This window comes from Hungatella sp. L36 (assembly GCF_014288035.1).
The window spans coordinates 31139-47880 of record NZ_JACOPC010000020.1 but is presented as its reverse complement, the minus strand read 5'-3'; the positions used below and the strand labels follow the sequence as shown (position 1 = coordinate 47880).

At 51.3% G+C, this 16742-nt stretch carries 16 protein-coding genes; 1 reads left to right on the top strand and 15 read right to left on the bottom strand.

The window, feature by feature from the left end:
• Nucleotides 1-80: 80 nt before the first annotated feature.
• From H8S80_RS29825 to H8S80_RS29805, 5 genes are read right to left on the bottom strand one after another with little or no spacing between them, the layout of a single operon-like run.
• Nucleotides 81-626 (bottom strand): GNAT family N-acetyltransferase, encoded by a 546-nt coding sequence (locus H8S80_RS29825; protein ID WP_243007997.1) that lies wholly within the window; start codon nucleotides 624-626, stop codon nucleotides 81-83.
• Nucleotides 627-683: 57 nt separating this feature from the next.
• Nucleotides 684-1823 carry a Gfo/Idh/MocA family protein gene (locus H8S80_RS29820; protein ID WP_117622874.1) on the bottom strand — a complete coding sequence of 380 codons (1140 nt, stop codon included), beginning with the start codon at nucleotides 1821-1823 and terminating at the stop codon, nucleotides 684-686.
• 15 nt (nucleotides 1824-1838) lie between these two features.
• Nucleotides 1839-3551, bottom strand: a complete 1713-nt coding sequence (gene recJ / locus H8S80_RS29815; protein WP_117622873.1) for a single-stranded-DNA-specific exonuclease RecJ — start codon at nucleotides 3549-3551, stop codon at nucleotides 1839-1841.
• Entirely contained in the window at nucleotides 3502-4674 is a 1173-nt protein-coding gene (locus tag H8S80_RS29810) for an MCP four helix bundle domain-containing protein (protein ID WP_117622872.1), read from the bottom strand. The genes recJ and H8S80_RS29810 overlap by 50 nt, the downstream gene beginning before the upstream one ends.
• Nucleotides 4640-5407 carry a M48 family metallopeptidase gene (locus H8S80_RS29805; protein WP_320934375.1) on the bottom strand — a complete coding sequence of 256 codons (768 nt, stop codon included), beginning with the start codon at nucleotides 5405-5407 and terminating at the stop codon, nucleotides 4640-4642. The genes H8S80_RS29810 and H8S80_RS29805 overlap by 35 nt, the downstream gene beginning before the upstream one ends.
• A gap of 193 nt (nucleotides 5408-5600) precedes the next feature.
• On the opposite strand from H8S80_RS29805, the gene H8S80_RS29800 reads away from it, so the two are divergent.
• A complete protein-coding gene (locus H8S80_RS29800) occupies nucleotides 5601-6497 on the top strand; it encodes a tocopherol cyclase family protein (RefSeq protein ID WP_002601470.1) in 897 nt (298 codons plus the stop codon).
• Nucleotides 6498-6532: 35 nt separating this feature from the next.
• On the opposite strand, the gene H8S80_RS29795 is transcribed toward H8S80_RS29800, so the two are convergent.
• The 10 genes from H8S80_RS29795 to H8S80_RS29755 form a co-directional block, all read right to left on the bottom strand.
• Nucleotides 6533-7378, bottom strand: coding sequence for a serine hydrolase (locus tag H8S80_RS29795; protein ID WP_117622871.1), 846 nt, complete (start codon nucleotides 7376-7378; stop codon nucleotides 6533-6535).
• A gap of 129 nt (nucleotides 7379-7507) precedes the next feature.
• Entirely contained in the window at nucleotides 7508-8473 is a 966-nt protein-coding gene (locus H8S80_RS29790) for a C40 family peptidase (protein WP_117622870.1), read from the bottom strand.
• Nucleotides 8455-8577: a hypothetical protein gene (locus H8S80_RS34685; RefSeq protein WP_278321556.1), complete on the bottom strand. Its 123-nt coding sequence runs from the start codon at nucleotides 8575-8577 to the stop codon at nucleotides 8455-8457. Before H8S80_RS34685 ends, H8S80_RS29790 begins: the two co-directional genes overlap by 19 nt.
• 34 nt (nucleotides 8578-8611) lie before the next feature.
• Nucleotides 8612-9547 (bottom strand): ATP-binding cassette domain-containing protein, encoded by a 936-nt coding sequence (locus H8S80_RS29785; protein WP_002601473.1) that lies wholly within the window; start codon nucleotides 9545-9547, stop codon nucleotides 8612-8614.
• Nucleotides 9547-10596: an ABC transporter ATP-binding protein gene (locus tag H8S80_RS29780; RefSeq protein WP_117622869.1), complete on the bottom strand. Its 1050-nt coding sequence runs from the start codon at nucleotides 10594-10596 to the stop codon at nucleotides 9547-9549. Before H8S80_RS29780 ends, H8S80_RS29785 begins: the two co-directional genes overlap by 1 nt.
• Before the next feature lie 39 nt (nucleotides 10597-10635).
• Nucleotides 10636-11649 (bottom strand): ABC transporter permease, encoded by a 1014-nt coding sequence (locus H8S80_RS29775; RefSeq protein WP_172683671.1) that lies wholly within the window; start codon nucleotides 11647-11649, stop codon nucleotides 10636-10638.
• On the bottom strand, nucleotides 11646-12587 hold the full coding sequence (locus tag H8S80_RS29770; protein WP_117622904.1) for an ABC transporter permease: 942 nt from the start codon (nucleotides 12585-12587) through the stop codon (nucleotides 11646-11648). The genes H8S80_RS29775 and H8S80_RS29770 overlap by 4 nt, the downstream gene beginning before the upstream one ends.
• A gap of 166 nt (nucleotides 12588-12753) precedes the next feature.
• The gene (locus H8S80_RS29765; protein ID WP_117622868.1) at nucleotides 12754-14709 is read right to left on the bottom strand and encodes a peptide ABC transporter substrate-binding protein; all 1956 of its coding nucleotides are present in this window, start codon (nucleotides 14707-14709) and stop codon (nucleotides 12754-12756) included.
• Between the two features lie 65 nt (nucleotides 14710-14774).
• Nucleotides 14775-15860 carry a dipeptide epimerase gene (locus tag H8S80_RS29760; RefSeq protein WP_002601478.1) on the bottom strand — a complete coding sequence of 362 codons (1086 nt, stop codon included), beginning with the start codon at nucleotides 15858-15860 and terminating at the stop codon, nucleotides 14775-14777.
• The gene (locus tag H8S80_RS29755; RefSeq protein ID WP_117622867.1) at nucleotides 15857-16657 is read right to left on the bottom strand and encodes a serine hydrolase; all 801 of its coding nucleotides are present in this window, start codon (nucleotides 16655-16657) and stop codon (nucleotides 15857-15859) included. Before H8S80_RS29755 ends, H8S80_RS29760 begins: the two co-directional genes overlap by 4 nt.
• Nucleotides 16658-16742 lie beyond the last annotated feature (85 nt).

The following is a 16742-nucleotide window of genomic DNA, read 5'->3' as shown; positions in this document are numbered from 1 at the left end:
GTGTTTCTATAAAAACGGAAAACCTTAACGATCTTAACTTTCCCTAATCAGATCCCCTAGAACCAATCCGTCCCAAAGCTCTATAGCTCAATCCAATATCTCTGCGTAATCTTGCCTAGATACGGGACTTCATTTTCCAATACCGCGCCGTTTTTCTTCATAGTGGCGATCGAAGCCGTTTTATCGCTGTCGACCGTCAAAAGTACTCTGTCCAATCCTATCTTTTTCGCCTCCTTCAGAGCCAGCCGCAGCATTTCAGCTGCATATCCCTTCTGCCGCTCTGATTTGCGGACGCAATAGCCAATATGTCCTAAATAACGGTACATTTCTTCAGTTAAATCATATCTGACATTAATCATGCCAACGATTCTTCTGTCCGACTTTCGGATAGCCATAAATTCATAGGACGGTGGTCTTCCGTTTTCTGCAGTTTCCTTCTTTTCGTTTCTTTGAACGTTTTTCAGCCACTCTTCAAAGCTCACCGCATCCGTTAATTGTTCTGTCCCATACGCAGTTTCATGATTCCGCAGAAATTCTTCTCTGAAGTCCATAATCTCATGCTGATACTGCTCAGAAGGCTGTATCAGACAGATATCTGACTGAGTGAGTAAGTTGTTTTGTTCCATCCTCATCCTCCATTAGAAAAACAGATCAAATTCCCTTCGCATTTAAGCCTGAACACTTCATCTATCAAGACAGGACAGCGATTTCTGTTCGTCCCGGACCTTTTCCTCCAGCATTACCGCATACTTTTCATCATCGATCGGGAACTCAACCCGCTGTCCCTGCCAGGAAGAGAGGTACGCGCCATTCGCAATCATCAGTACGTGGAGTCCATCCTCTCCCGTTGCAAGCAGCGGTTCCCCTTTTAACAAATGATCCGTAAAATTCTGGAAGATCTTCTGATATCCTTCGACGCCATTTTTCTCCACTGTAATCTCTCTTGCATAGTGCTCCGGCATTCCATAGATATCCTGATTCAGACGGTTAAATTCATCCGTAGACATCACATTTTCGTCAAATATAATCCGGCTGCTGTCCTCGATGCACAGCCTTCCCTTCGTTCCCCAGATTTCCAGACGGTTGACTCCCGGATACTCCCCGCTGGAGGCAATAAAGGTCCCGTGGAGCCCGTTGTCATAGAAGAACTGGAGATCCATACTGTCATCTACCGTGATATCACTGTATTTTCCGCATTCCACCGTTGCCAGAACCTGGTCCGGCATGCCGAGAAGCCACTGCCACACATCGAGGAAATGCTGGCTCTGATTGATCAGCAGACCGCCGTGCTCTCCCTCCCATGTGCTTCGCCAGGGCGCGGAATTGTGATAGGCCGGAGTACGGAACCAGATATTGGATATCCACACAGCGCGGTTAAGCCGCCCCAGTTCTCCACACTCGATCATCTCCTTTGCACGGAAAAATACGCGGTTCATCCTTGTATTAAAGATCATTCCCAGACAGACTCCCGCGCGGTCTGCCGTATCTATGAGTCCCTTCACTTCCTTCGTCGATATCCCGGCCGGCTTATCCAGCAGGATATGCTTTCCCGCCGCGGCCGCCATCTTTCCGATCTCGACATGGGTGGCGTGAGGTGTCACGACAACTACAGCATCAAATTCGTCTCCGCATGCGAACATCGCCTCCACATTCGGATAGACAGATGCCCCCGGATAGACTGTCCTGATCTCATTCTGCCCCTTTTCATTTCGGCAGCAAACTCCGGCGAGTACCATACCATCGATTTCACCGTCATAAATCATCTGTACGTACTGGCGGCCCATACCGCCAAATCCAACCACTGCGGCTCTGATTTTCTCCATCGTCCTGCTCCTTCGTCAAACCGGTATTTTATAATTTTTGATTATAATCTGTAAAGTCCTGCTGCCATTGTATACATTAACCGTCGGATAATAAATCACATCGATTACCCGGCTTCTGCCGAGCTCCTCCAAAAATGCGTCGCCGTCTGTAAACAGCATGGCGTCAATCGGAACGCCCTTATCGTCAGCCAGGGAAAACTTCACCGCGTTCCGGTTCTTTCCCAGCACCCGCACGCTTCTGATATGAAGTCCTTTCAGTGCAAACAGCGGCTTTTCATTGCCCTGTCCAAATGGTTCCAATAGCTCCAGTTCTTCAATAAGAGGCTCATTTATGTAATCGAGAGGCATGGGAACATCGATCCAGATCTTGCGGACAAAGTCATCCTCTGTAAGTTCCGCCTCCTCATTCAGCCTGCGGCGGAATTCATCGATATTTTCTTTTTCAAGTGAGAGTCCTGCGGCCATGGGATGGCCTCCGAATTTAAGCAGGAGATCCTTTACCTTCACCAGCCCTTCGAACATATGATACTGCTCGATCGACCGCCCTGATCCCTTCGCGCATTCCTCTCCATCCGTCAATACAAAGGCCGGTTTCTGATACTGCTCCCGCAAACGCCCTGCAATGATTCCCGCCAGCGATTCATGGCAGGAAGGCAGATACGCTACCAGAACCTTATCGTCACGATAGCACTCCTCCACCTGCGCAATGGCTTCCTCGGTCCCCTGCTTCGTCATATCTTTTCTCTGGTCATTTAACTCCTTCAGTTCCATGGCCAGCCGGTCCGCCTCTTCCCCGTCCTCACACAGCAGAAGCGACAGAGCCAGCTTGGCTGTCTGTAGACGTCCGCCTGCATTTAAACAGGGACCGATGACAAATCCGATATGATATGCAGTAATCTGGTCTTTATCCAGGTCATTCCGCTCGATCAGCTTTAAAAGGCCGATACTCTTTGTATTTGCAATTCTTTTTAATCCTTCTTTGACAATGATACGGTTTTCATCCCGCAGCTTCATCACGTCGCCCACCGTGGCAATCGCCGCAAATTCCAGCATGGACAGCCATTCCTCCTCCGGAACGGAAAATTCCTCGTAGAGGGCCTTTACAAGCTTATAAGCGACCATTCCGCCGCATATCTCCGGGTATGGATAGCTGCACTCGCTCTGTTTTGGATTGACCACCGCGTCCGCGGGCGGAAGCAGATCATGGCCATCCTCCTGCATGATATCGTGGTGGTCCGTGATCAGCACGGTAAGTCCCAGTTCCTTCGCCAGGCTGATCTGCGCCACAGCGGCGATTCCATTGTCACAGGTCAGGATCGTATCGACTCCGTCCTCAGCCGCGGCGCGGATAATGGATTCATTGATTCCATAGCCATCCTTGATCCGGTCCGGAATCTCATAATCCACGTTAGCCCCGATTCTCGTGAGCGCCCGGTAAAGCAGGTACGTAGAGCAGACGCCGTCTATATCGTAATCCCCGACTATCCGGATCCGTTTTCCCTGCTCCGTCTTCTCCTTCAGGATCTCTACTGCAAGATCCATGTCCTTTAACAGATGAGGACTATACAGATCCTTTAATGATCCCCGGAGATACTTCTCTACCGCCTCCTCTCCCACAATATCCCTGTTCCGGATAATTCTCGCCGTTACAGGTGTAATATGATGGATTCTTGCCATCTCATGAAAGTCTGCCTTCTTCGTCTGAAGCATCCATCGTTCTGCTGCCATCCTTCTTCGTCTCCTCACCAGCCTGTTCTCGATCAGGCGTTGTATTTTCTCCCGCCGACTGCATCTCTTCCGCCAGCTTCTTCTCTTCCGCCAGCTTCGCTTCTTCCGCCAGCTTCTTCTCCGCGATTAGCTCCGCTGCGACCCGTTCCTCCAGCCGCTTTTTCAGTTCTTCCTTTTTCTGCTTCGCAATATCCAGTCTGCTCATCAGGCTGGCAATGGAATACAGGATAGGTGCAAAATCCCCTCTGTAAGCCTGTTCACAGGTAGACTTCACCTCGAAATTCTCGCTTCCGATCTCGCGGAAAAGGTATTTCTCATCGTCAATAATATTCTTCAGCCGCTCAATCAGCTGATTCACGGAATCCGTCAGAATTCCAATCTCATCCTCAGAATCGTAGGGAAGGTACACATCCAGGTCACCGTTGGAGACCCTTCTGGTCCCCTCCACGATCGCCTTTACCGGCTTATCGATAGCAATAATAATATAGATGACAAGCATCGTGATCATCAGCGCAATCAGGCAGATGGACACGATCTTCACCCTGGCCAGCCTGGCGTAAAGCTGATCGCCCCGGACACTGGCCGCCTCGGCTCCAAGACGGTTAAACTCCGCCATCTTTAAAAAATTGCCGCTGGCCTCATCAAATAAGAGCCTGGACTCTCCGATGATCATCTTCAGCGATTCCTCGTTATCATTGCCCCGGCTGATCGGAAGAAGCCGATCGCTGTATTCCAAGTACCGGTCCCAGTAGGCCCTGGCGTTTTCCATCAGCTCCCGGTCCGTTTCGTCCGTAATATAATTCTGCTCATACTCCGTAAAAGCCGCGTCGATCTCATCACGGACCGCCATCATCTCTTTTTCCAGATGATCCATGGTCTCCTGGTCGTGGGTTATGGCATGGTAAAATTCCTTGATCCTGTAATCCGAGGTCTCGGTATTCAGTTCCTCCGCGATGATGATCGCCGGAACCCAGGACTGGGAAATCTCCGTGCTGGCCTGGTTAATCTGTCTCGCCGTGATAATGGACTCCGCGCCGATAAACACGAGTCCCAGAATGCTGACTCCTCCCAGAAACAAAAGCTTCGTTTTAATCCTGATATTTCTGATTGATTTCACTTTCATAACCCTTAAGTCTTCTCCTTCTTTGCCGGTAATCCGGCAGTTCTCTCTCAACGACTTTCCAGAAGTCCTTTGAATGATTCATCTCTGTGCGATGAGCCAGTTCGTGCACTACAACGTAATCCGCCAGCTCCACGGGCAGAAGCACCAGCTTCCAGTTATAGTTAATATTACCGCGGGCGCTGCAGCTTCCCCATCTGGTGGCCTGATCCCGAATGGCGATTCGCAGATACGACACCCCCATCCGATCCGCCCACCACGCGGTTCTCTCCTCCAGAAAACGCCTCGCCTGCTTCCGGTACCAGTTTTCCATGGCCGCCTTCACAAGCGGTTCGTCTTCCTCCTGCCCCGTAAAAGGGCCGGATACCAGAAATTTATCGCCCGTATCGCATACCCGGAACCGTTCCGTCTCATAGTCCCGTTCAAAATGGAGTTTTCTGGGGCTTCCATGAAAGAGCAGTAAAGCCCCCTCCGTCCAGTGAAACTGTTCCCGTTTCTCCAGCTCCTCCCTGATCCTGGAAGCATGCGCAAAGATCCATTCCTGATTCCGCTGCGCAAATTCATGGCCGGCCTTCCACGATAGCCGATCCGGTATCCGCACGACAATCTCTCCCTCCCTGGTTACGGAGACCGCCATCGTGCGCCTGGCGGATTTCACTATCCTGTAAGGGAAAAAATCCCCATCTTCACAGATGAGTATCCCATGGTCAGGCAGCGCCTGTTTTTCAGTTTTCATTTATTTTCACATTCTTTTCTCTCATGCTTCAGCCTTGCTTTTACCTATTGTACAAGCCGCATTCTCACGGCCTGTATGTCACATTATAGCGGATAATGTCAAAAGAAACAAGTGTGAATGTTTCCGCAGCACCTGGACAGACTATAAATGGTACTATCTGCTAAAAAACAAAAAAAATACGGAGGTTCCCCTCATGAAATATTTTCACGGCTATCAGAAAAAACACTCTTTCTTTGAAGGCTGGTACTTAAAACATCAGTCGCCGGACGGCGTACTTGCCCTGATTCCGGCATACCATATTGACAGGCAGGGAAAGCCATCCGCCTCCCTCCAGATTATCACCAATACCGAGTCGTGGGTTATCCCCTGCTCCGCCGACCAGTTCCGGGCGGCTTCAAGTCTATTTTATGTAAACCTTGGTACATCCACCTTCTCGGAGCAGGGCATCCATCTGGATATTGCCACAAAAGAGGTGACACTGACCGGTCACCTCTCCTACGGGCCGTTTACACCGCCCGCCTACGATATTATGGGGCCTTTCTGCGCCGTTCCGTTCATGCAGTGCCGCCACGGCGTCTTAAGTCTCTCCCACCGCCTGTCCGGCCAACTGGTTTTAAACAGGAAAAAGCTGAACTTTGACGGCGGTCTCGGCTACATCGAAAAAGACTGGGGCCGTTCCTTTCCCTCCCGTTACGTATGGACCCAGTGTACCTGGACCGATAAGAAGACGAAAGCCCCCTGCTGCGTCATGCTTTCCGTGGCCGATATTCCCTTTGCCGGAACGCATTTTAACGGTTCTGTCGGTTCGGTTTTGTTCCGCGGAAAGGAATACCGCCTCGCCACCTACAAAGGGCTTAAGATCCTGGAATTCACCGACCGCGAGCTCCTGGTCAGCCAGGGCGGCCTGATGCTTCACGTCAACCTGATCAAGGACCAGCCCCTGTCCCTGGCCGCACCCTCGTTCGGAAGCATGAGCCGCACCATAAAAGAGAGCGCGGCCTGCCAGGTCCGCTACCAGTTCTTCTACCAGGAAAAAAAGATATTTGACATCCTGTGCCACCATGCGGGATTTGAATCCCAGATCATGTGACACATAACTGACAAAAAGCAATTTTCAGACACTCACTACATCTGAAAACGGCCTTCCAGCGCGATGAACTGATCAAACAGCATCCGGCTGACTCTGGCGCCAAACACCGTCGCCGGATGCGCCGGATAATACATGGCATCGCTGAACTTCTTATTGAACATCACCAGCACATACGGACCGTACGGGGTGTATATGATGCCGCCGTCATTTCGGCAGGCGTTCATGCTGCCGCTCTTGGAGGCCACATTCACCATTACATCATCCGTATTGTCGCTGTCCATGTAAACAGCCGGGAAATCCTTTGTGATCATGCTGTTGTAGTGCTGCTTCTTAAAAATCTCCAGCATCTTCGCGTCCGCTTCAGGGCTTATCAAAGTCCCCGCTGCCAGCCTCGTAAAAATGCTGGCGTAATCCCTGGGAGTCGATGTTCCCAGCTTATCATACCGCTCAAAATGAAGCGGATTGTACAGCACCGTGTCCCTGCATCCCAGTCCGCGGATGCACGCATTGATCGTATCCAGCCCCAGATAGTCGATCATCATGTTCGTCGCCACATTGTCGCTGACAATGATCATCAGGGTGGCTGCGTCCTTCACCCGGAGAACCGCCCCCGGCTCCAGCGCACACAGGACTCCGCTGCCGTCAACCGCGTGTTCCTCTTTAAATTCCACCATATCCTCTAAGCTGGCTTTCCCCTTTTCCACCTGATCAAACAGACACGCCAGAATATATGTCTTTATGGTGCTGGCCGTCTCAAACGGCTCATCCGCGCCGATGGCAATAACATTTCCATGAAAATCATCGGCGTAGATGCCCATCGTCCCATCATAACTCATGAGCTCCGCCTCAATCCGTTTCTCTATCGTCAGTCTCTTATCCATTCTCTTTCTCCTCTTCCGTCTCTGCGCCGCAGATCAGTGCTGCGCTGCTTATCCGCCCCGAAACCGATTCGCTCCCGAAACTATCCACTCCCGAAACCTATCCGCTCCCGAAACGGCATGGTTCCTCTGTCAGAAAATACTTCCCACCGCATACAGGCTCTCTGCCAGATCGGCTCTGAAATCCGCATCCTCCGGGTTCAGGCTGTTGATCACCACTCCGCCGCTTCCCGCCTTTCCGGTGGAATGAATATACTTTCCATCTCCCATATACATGGCGATGTGTCCTGGGAAATACAGCAGATCCCCCATTTTTTTCTCACCCACTGCGATCTCGCGGACCGGATACCCCTCCACGATTTTCGCATCCCGGTAGGTCAGGATTCCATTCATCATATAACTTACCGAGGTCAGCCCGGAACAGTCGATCCCAGCGGTGGAACGGCCGCCCCACCGGTACTGAATCCCCAGATACGTCTTTGCCGTCTCCACTACAGCGCGGCGAAATGCATCTTTATCCACAATTTTCTTCTGCGGAAGCACCTCTGTCCACAATCCAGCCTGCGAAAACTCCTTGTTTTCCAGAAACTGCTCCCTGATGTATCCGAAACGGCCGTCTGCCAGCTTCACCTTCCCCCAGCCTTCTATGCCGCATTCATACGGTATCACACTCACCAGAGCGCCCCGGAACAGGCTGACAAGCCTTACTCCCTGTACTTTTGGCACGGAAACCACATCGACGCAGAAAGCTGTGGTCACCATAAGACCGCCTTCCTCCCACGCCATCATTTCCTCTAAAGAGACAAGCCGCACTGCTTCTTTCCGCACATAGCCCGTATAACCGTAAAACGTGCGCACCGGCAGAAATCCTTGCCCGGCAGCCTCCCTCCCGGTAATCTCTGCCCCGGTAACCTCCGCCCCGGTGACCTCCGCTCCGGTAACCTCCGCCCCGGTAACCTCCTCCCCGGTAATCGCAAGCCCCGTTCCATACATCGCCTCATCCGCAATAGCGGACAGCGTCATTCCATCCTTAACCATAGTCTCCGCCGGAATCTCATAAATAGTTGCAACCGGCTGTATCACAATTCCATACTGCATCGTTCCATCTCCTGTTCCGGACTCCCTGGAATTCCCTGAACCACAGGAAAGGCAGCGCCAAAGCGCCGCCTTCCTGCTGCCTCTTTCCTCTTTCCTCTTTCCATATGGTCCTTTTCCATGATTTCCGCGAAAAGCGGACTATCTGTCCCGGTATAGCTTCTTATACGCCTCATACTCGCTGCTATTAGCCAGCACATAATGTTCCGGCCTTACCTCCCGCCAGGAAGGCGGATCCGTCTCATAGTGATGCATGGAGGCGTCATAGACCAGAAGCTTCTTCTCCCTCTCATGCCGCGGATCCGGCATGGGGATCGCTGACAGCAGCGCCCTTGTATATGGATGAATGGCGTGGGTAATCAGTTCCTCCGTCTCCGCCATCTCCACGATCTCCCCTTTTCTGATGACCGCGATTCTGTCGGTGATAAACCGCATAACCGACAGATCGTGTGCGATAAACAGATAGGTAATCCCGCGCTTCTTCTGCATATCCGCCAGAAGGTTTAACACCTGCGCCCGAACTGACACGTCCAGCGCGGAGATCGGTTCATCCGCGATGATAAACTCCGGATTCATAATGAGTGCCCGGGCAATACCGATTCTCTGCCGCTGTCCTCCCGAAAACTCGTGAGGGAAACGGCTGGCAAATTCCGGCAGCAGCCCCACATCCAGGAGGGCCTGATCCACCCGCTTCTTCCGTTCCTTCTCGCCGATCCCTTTCTCGATGTTCATCAGGCCTTCGCTGATGATGTAATCCACCTTGGCCCGCTCATTCAGCGAAGCCTGAGGGTCCTGAAAGATCATCTGGATCTCCCCCATTACCTTTCGGTCCAGTTCTCCTGTGATCCTGCCGTTGATCTTCTCGCCTTTATAGATGACCTCCCCGCCAGACGACGGTATAATTCTCATGATTGCCCGGCCGATGGTTGTTTTTCCGGAACCGGATTCTCCCACCAGTCCGAAGGTCTCTCCCTTGTAGATCTTGAAATTGACCTTCTTTACCGCCTCATACCGCTTCCTCCGCTCGCCGAACGTGACGTCTAAATCCTTTACATCCAATAATACTTCTCTCTCCATTAAAACAGACCTCCGTTTCGGATTTTTTCTACCACGGAAGGCGGTTCCACCTTCGGAGCCCGTTTATCGAGCAGCCAGGTTTTGGCTTTATGGGTCGGTGATACTAAAAAATACGGAGGCTGCTTGATAAAATCGATCTTTAGCGCCTGGGGATTTCTCGGCGCGAACGCGTCCCCCTTTATCTCCGTAAATAAGTTGGGCGGCGTCCCCGGAATCGAGAAAAGCTCCGTCCCCTTCACGCCCACCTGCGGAAGCGACGAGAGCAGCGCCCACGTATACGGATGCCTTGCATCGTAGAAAATATCCTCGCCCGTCCCGATCTCGATAATGTCTCCCACATACATCACAGCCACGCGGTCCGCGATATTAGCTACCACGCCCAGATCGTGGGTAATCAGGATGACGGATAAATGGTATTTGTGGCGCAGTTCCTTAATCAGATCGAGTATCTGTGCCTGGATCGTCACGTCCAGCGCTGTTGTCGGCTCGTCACAGATTAAAATCTGCGGGTTGCAGGCTATGGCGATGGCGATCACCACACGCTGCCGCATGCCGCCGGAAAACTCATGGGGATACTGGCCGAACCGTTTCTCAGGCTCACTGATTCCCACATCCGTCAGGTATTGCAGCGTTCTGGCCTTCGCCTCGGCGCGGTTTACATTCTGATGAAGCAGCACCGCCTCCATAATCTGCACGCCGATCGTCTTTAACGGGCTTAAGCTGGTCATGGGGTCCTGCATGATCATGGCGATCTCATGGCCCCGGATCTTCAGCCATTCCTTTTCCTTCTTTAAGGAAGTCAGTTCCACCGGCTCTTTGTTGTCCGCACCGTAATACGTGGCCTTCCCCGCCGTCACATGGCCGTTCTGGTCCAGAAGTCCCATAAAGGACTTGGTAAACACGGATTTTCCGCTTCCCGACTCGCCCACGATAGCCAGGATCTCTCCTCTATGTAATTCCATGGAAATTCCTCTGATTGCATGCAGAGTCTTTCCCCTCAGTTCAAATTTAATCTCTAAATCTTCTACCGTCAGTATCTTCTCTGGCATTCCTTTCCTCCTTCTGATCGATCCGTTCTGTCCTGTCTTCTACACATGGTTCTTCGGGTCAGCCGCGTCGGAAAACGCGTTGCCGATAATATAGAATGAAATAGTGACGAACGAAAGAATGATGGTCGGATATACGAGCTGGTAACGGAGCGCCGGGCTGGTGATGAGGGCGCGGCCCTCATTGATTAAGTTGCCAAGGCTTGGAATGTTGACCGGAAGCCCCAAACCGATGTACGTGATAAAAACCTCATTTCCAATGGCGGACGGAATCGTCAGCGCCATACGCAGCATAATAACCGACACCAGATAAGGAAGCAGGTTTTTTATGATAATCTTCGCCGTCGGCGTGCCGAGACAACGGCTGGCCACATTGTAATCTCTGTCGCGGATAATCAGAATCTGGTTTCTGATGAAACGCGCCATCTGAATCCATCCCGTAAGGCACATGGCGAAGATCAGTGTCTTCACACCCGGCTTCAAAATATAGGAAATCAGAATCAGGACAATCGTATTCGGTATGTTGTCTATAATATTATAAATCTCGGTCAGTATAAAATCAGCCTTCCGCACGTAACCCCAGATGACACCGACCGTGATGCCGATCAAAGCTTCCGCCAGCGCCACAGACAGGCCGATCAGCAGGGAGGTTCTGGTTCCCGCCCAGATTCTGGCCCACAGATCCTGGCCAATGGAGTTGGTTCCCAGAATAAACTGGTCTCCGGGCGGAATATTGCGATACTGCATTCCCGCTTCATCATTGACGATCATGTTTGGGTCATACTGGCCCGGAAGATGGGGCTGAATGAAGGTAAAGGCCAGAAGAAGGAGCAGGAGAACGAGAAGAACAACCGCCCCCTTATTCTTTAAGAAAGCCCGAAACGTACTGCTCCAGTAGGAATAGTTGCTGTAGCCGGTCCGCTCCACTTCCGCTTCGTTAAATCCGGCGAAGGAAAAAAGCTCCTCATCGGTCTGTGGGGCGCCCTTTGCCGCCTGTTCCATGCTGTCCATCAGCTCTGCCTCTTTCGTATGGCGGTAAGAAAACTGCTTCATCATCTGTCACCTCCCTTTTTGCTCAGGCTGATTCTCGGGTCAAGCAGAACCATCAGGATATCGCCGAGAAGCAGACCCATAACACCGACGCAGGCATAGAGGAGCACGATTCCCTGAACCATGGTATTGTCGTGTTTCTTAATCACCGTGACCAGCAGGCCGCCCATTCCCGGAATGCTGTATAAGGATTCGATATAGATGGAGCCGATGACCGTGTTCAAAAATGCGGTCGGTATGTACTGGGCCAGCGGAACAAAGGCGTTTCGGAAAATATGCTTGAACATGACGCCGCCCTCGGACATGCCCTTTGCCCTGGCCAGCTTCACATAGTCCTTATTGCTCTCATCCACCATGTAGCGCCTCAGCCACATGCCGTAAAATGCGATATTATTTAAAGACATGGAGACAACCGGAAGAATCCAGTACTTCGGATCGTCGATTTGAAACAGCAGACCGACGCCCAGCGCCTGTGTTCCGTACAGCTGGATATAAAGGAAGTAGACCGCCGCAGGAACCGCCTGGATACAGACGATAAATAACGTCCCCAGCTTGTCAAACCATCTGTACTTGTACCGCGCCATCAGTGCTCCCATGGGAAGCCCGACAAACAGCGAAACAATCATGGACAGGACGCCCAGCTTAATGGACACCGGAACCTTATCGGCCAGAATCTCCGCTACCGGCACATTTGCCCGGTAAATTCTGGATACCCCCAAATCTCCGTGCACCAGGTCGTTAAAGAAACGTACCACCTGAACCGGAAGCGGATCCGTAAGTCCCATCTCCTGTAAGCTTACCTGGATCTGCTGTGAAGTCAGCTTATCGAAATTGGTGAAATAGCCTTCAATCGGCATCAGACGAAGCAGGCAGAAAACGACAGTCAGAATAATGATTAGAGTAAGAAACGATCGCGCAATTCTTTTACCTAGATATTTTAGCATCAGCAACATAACTCCTTTGTAATTTCTTTTATAAAAACACTCTCGGAAGCAGATGTCATCGGCAATTTCGTAAATTACATCTATTTCCGAGAACATTTTTACTTAATTCCGCAGTGATGCGGATACTTACCGAAGTAAAAGTTCCGGTAAGCATCCGCCCTCCGCTCTACTGGCCTGCCTTCTCCTTATTCGCTTCAAATTCTTCCATGGAGATGTAATGATCCTGCAAATGCTGGCCCTTATACTTTAAGTTGGACACACCAAACGGCGCATACTGGCCTTCAAACACATTGAGCTTTGTCGCAAGATATTTGCTTACGCTGATACTGAAAGGCACGACAAGCGCATGATTAATCAGAGTGGCCTCCGCTTTGGCAAATGCCTCGTAACGGGCATTGATATCCACCTTGATGTCCTTGGCTTCCTCAATCGTTGTAAAATACTCTAATACAGCGTCGGCAGAAGGGGTTCCATCCTCAATGGCTTTCGCAAGGTTTGCATACTTATAGCCCAGATCGTAGCCGCTCTCGCCTTTCGCCTGGTAGAATGGATCGGTCCATGTCTCCGGGTCCGCATAATCAGCGCCCCAGTTACACTTTAACATTGCGTACTTTCCGTTACGGCGGATCTCAGTCAGGAATCCGTCGGTTGGACCTGTCTGCACGATAATATCGATGAAATCAGTTCCCAGCAGCGATTCCATCTGCTGTTCCACAACCTGACACTCCTTATCCCAGTTGACCTCGGTAGGATTGTACGGCAGAAGCACCTTCACCGGGAAGGTCACGCCTTCGGCCGCCAGCTCACTCTTTGCCAGATCACGGTACTCCACGGCCTTCGCCTCATTAAAGGTATCTCCCAGAGCCGCCATATCGCCGATCTCTGTAAAATCGGTTCCATCCGCGTTGAAGGTAAACTTCGCCGGAGTGATGGTATTGATCACGTAATCTTCCGGAACGTTCGGCTCCAGCACAGCTACTTCCTTAGTCTTATTCAGAGCGGAAGAAAGGGCCTTACGGAAGTTCTCATTGTTCACGGCCTTTCTCCAGTTATCCGGCTCATACTCTGCGTCGAACTGCGGATCAAAGTTGAAACAGTAGAAATAGGAATAGCTGTTTCTCGGCCTCTCACGGCTGATCAGATTCTTTGTATCCTCATGGCTCAGCCAGTCATCCAGAATGTCAGCCGTGATTTCTACATGATCGATCTCACCGCGCTTTACCATCTCCGGTCCGATGGTAAACGCTTCCGCATTGTAAATTTTCTGTATCTCGTCAATATAGACAATATCCGCGTCGTAGTTTAACGTATTCTTTTTATACACCCGGCGCTCCTGAGGAGAAAACTCCGACATATAGTAAGAGCCATTGTAATACATCTTATCCGCGCCTGTTGCAAACTCCTTCCCCAACTCCTCCAGTTGAGGTCCATAAGCCGGCATATAAACAATATAAGCCAAAGAAGATATGAAATACGGCACTTCCGTCTCCAGCGTATACGTAAGCGTATGATCATCCACAGCCTTTACACCGACCTCAGAGAAATCAATGGCATTCCATACCACCCCCTCATCATCAGCTCCGCCGTTATAAACAAGGCCGTTGTAATACGCCCTGGCATTTGCAATCACACCGAACAGATTCTGCACAATCCCGCTCTCGTATTCCGGTGTCAACTGGTATTTGATGGCGTCCACATAATCCTGTGCCGTCACATCGGCTACAGGCGTTCCTGTGTTATCCACCCATTTAGCTTCTCTTAAGTGAAAGGTCCACGTCTTAGACGCCTCGTCATATTCCCATTCCGTCGCCTGTCCCGGCCTGATCTGACCAGAGCTGTCATACTCGATCAGAGTATCAATACAGTATGCCGCTGTTCTGATATCGTTGTCTGAAGACGAAACTAAATAATTTAAAGTCGCGACCTCCCCCGAATACAGTTCCTTATATACGACTGGTTTTCCATTGTCTCCGTCCTTCCCATTCTCATTTTTCCCTGCTTCCTTACCAGCCTGGGCGGTACTTCCGCCTTCTGTCGTCTTTTTACCGCCGCATCCGCTGAGCACGGTCGAAGCAGCAAGAACAGCACAGAGCAGTGCCGCAGTCAATCTTCTTTTCTTCATAAGTTTTCCTCCATGTTCCTAATATTCTAACCCTTGCGGGATTAGTTTCCATACGATTACGCCAGTTACGGCTCAAATGCGGGAACTCCTGTAATTCCGATCCCGTCATTGTCATTCATTCGGATGACCGCGCCCTCATAAACCGGTCCCCCTGTATACGGATCGATGGAACAGAGGGATGGGCCGTCCAAATCCGCACGGGTAATAATCCCCTTACCCGCCGCCAGATGAGCCGCCGCGCTGACCGCGATCTTGCTCTCCAGCATACACCCGATCATGCACTCCACTCCGTAGCTTTCCGCAATGGCACAGATCTTCAGCGCCTCATAAATCCCGCCGGTCTTCATCAGCTTAATGTTAATGAGATCCGCCGCCCGGTTCTGGATAATCCGAACCGCATCCTCCGGAGAAAACACGCTTTCATCCGCCAGGACAGGCGTGGCCACATTGGCTGTCACAAACTTCATCCCGTCAAAATCATGAGCATTCACCGGCTGTTCCACTAAATCCATCTCAATTCCCGAATCCTCCATGGCCCTGATGATGCGAACGGCCTCCTTGGCCGTCCATCCCTGGTTGGCGTCGATGCGCAGCCGGATCTCCGGCCCCACAGCCGCCCGGATCTCCCGGATTCTCCGGATATCTTTTACGCCTTCTTTTCCCACCTTGATCTTCAGAATTCGAAAGCCCTGTTTAACCGCCTTTAAGCTGTCCTCCACCATCTCGTCCACACCGTTGACACTGATGGTCAGATCCGTCTCCACTTCTGTCCTGCTGCCTCCCAGAACCCGGTACAAAGGCTTCCTGCAGGACTGTGCATACAGATCATAGAGCGCCATGTCCACCGCCGCCTTGGCCGATGTGTTCTTCACCATACAGCCGTGAAGCTTCTTCATCATGCCGTCCAGGTTATCGATCTCCATTCCGATCAGATTAGGAGCGATAAATTCCTCGATAGCACACCGGATGGAGCCTTTCGTGTCCCCGGTGATCACAGCCGTGGGAGGGGCCTCTCCAAAGCCCGTCCTGCCGTCATCCGCGGTAACCCTGACCACAATATCATTCACGCTGTTCACGGTCCGCAAAGCCGTCTTAAACGGCGTTACAAGAGGAATATCCACTTCCGCGGTCTCTATCTTCGCAATTCTCATACTCTAACCTCCGAATTTCTATGGTACAGCCACAGGGAAGTCTCCGCCATCACGCGCTCATATGCCGGCGTATCGGTATCGTTTCCACAGTAGCACACGATAAATGGCTGTTTTGCATATACAATTCCAACATCATGTGTAATTCCACAGTCTTCCCCTGTCTTGTGGGCGATTTCCGGTTCCTCCGGCAGCGCCTGCAGATAAAACGGAATCTTGCTGCACAGCTGCTGGTTCTTTAAAATAGAAATCATCTTTTCACTGGCCTGCCGGCTCACCAGTCTGCCCTGATACATCTCACGCAGCAGACGGCCCGTCTCCGCTGCCGTTATGTAATTCTGGATTCCCCACTTTGATTTCTCCGTATCGTACATCTTCCGCTGGAGCACCGTATCGCGGTATCCCATCCGCCTGATCGTACGGTTAATTTCCTCGATTCCCAGAAGATCGATGAGCACATTCGCCGCCGTATTATCGCTGAAAATAATCATCAGCGTCACGAGATCGAGAACCGTCACTTCGATTCCGTCATGGAGATACGTAAGTGCCCCGCAGGACGGCACACAGTCCTCCCGCTTCATGCGGATGATCCTGTCGGTACTCAGAGTCCCCTCCTCGAACCTCACAAATGCTTCTGTCATCACAAACAGCTTAATAACGCTGGCGGCCATCATCCGTTCGTCCTCGTGATACGCCGCCCGCTCACCGGTTACGAGATTTTCATAATAAAATCCCGTTTTTCCCGGAAGTCTCCTGATCTTCTCTGTCACTTCCTCTTCCAGACTGCCTGTCAACCGCATAAGTCCCCTCTCCACGCCTGTCGAATTTTCATATAGAAAAAAAGAGGCACTGCACCTACCACCTACAGCTACCTCATTGCACCTG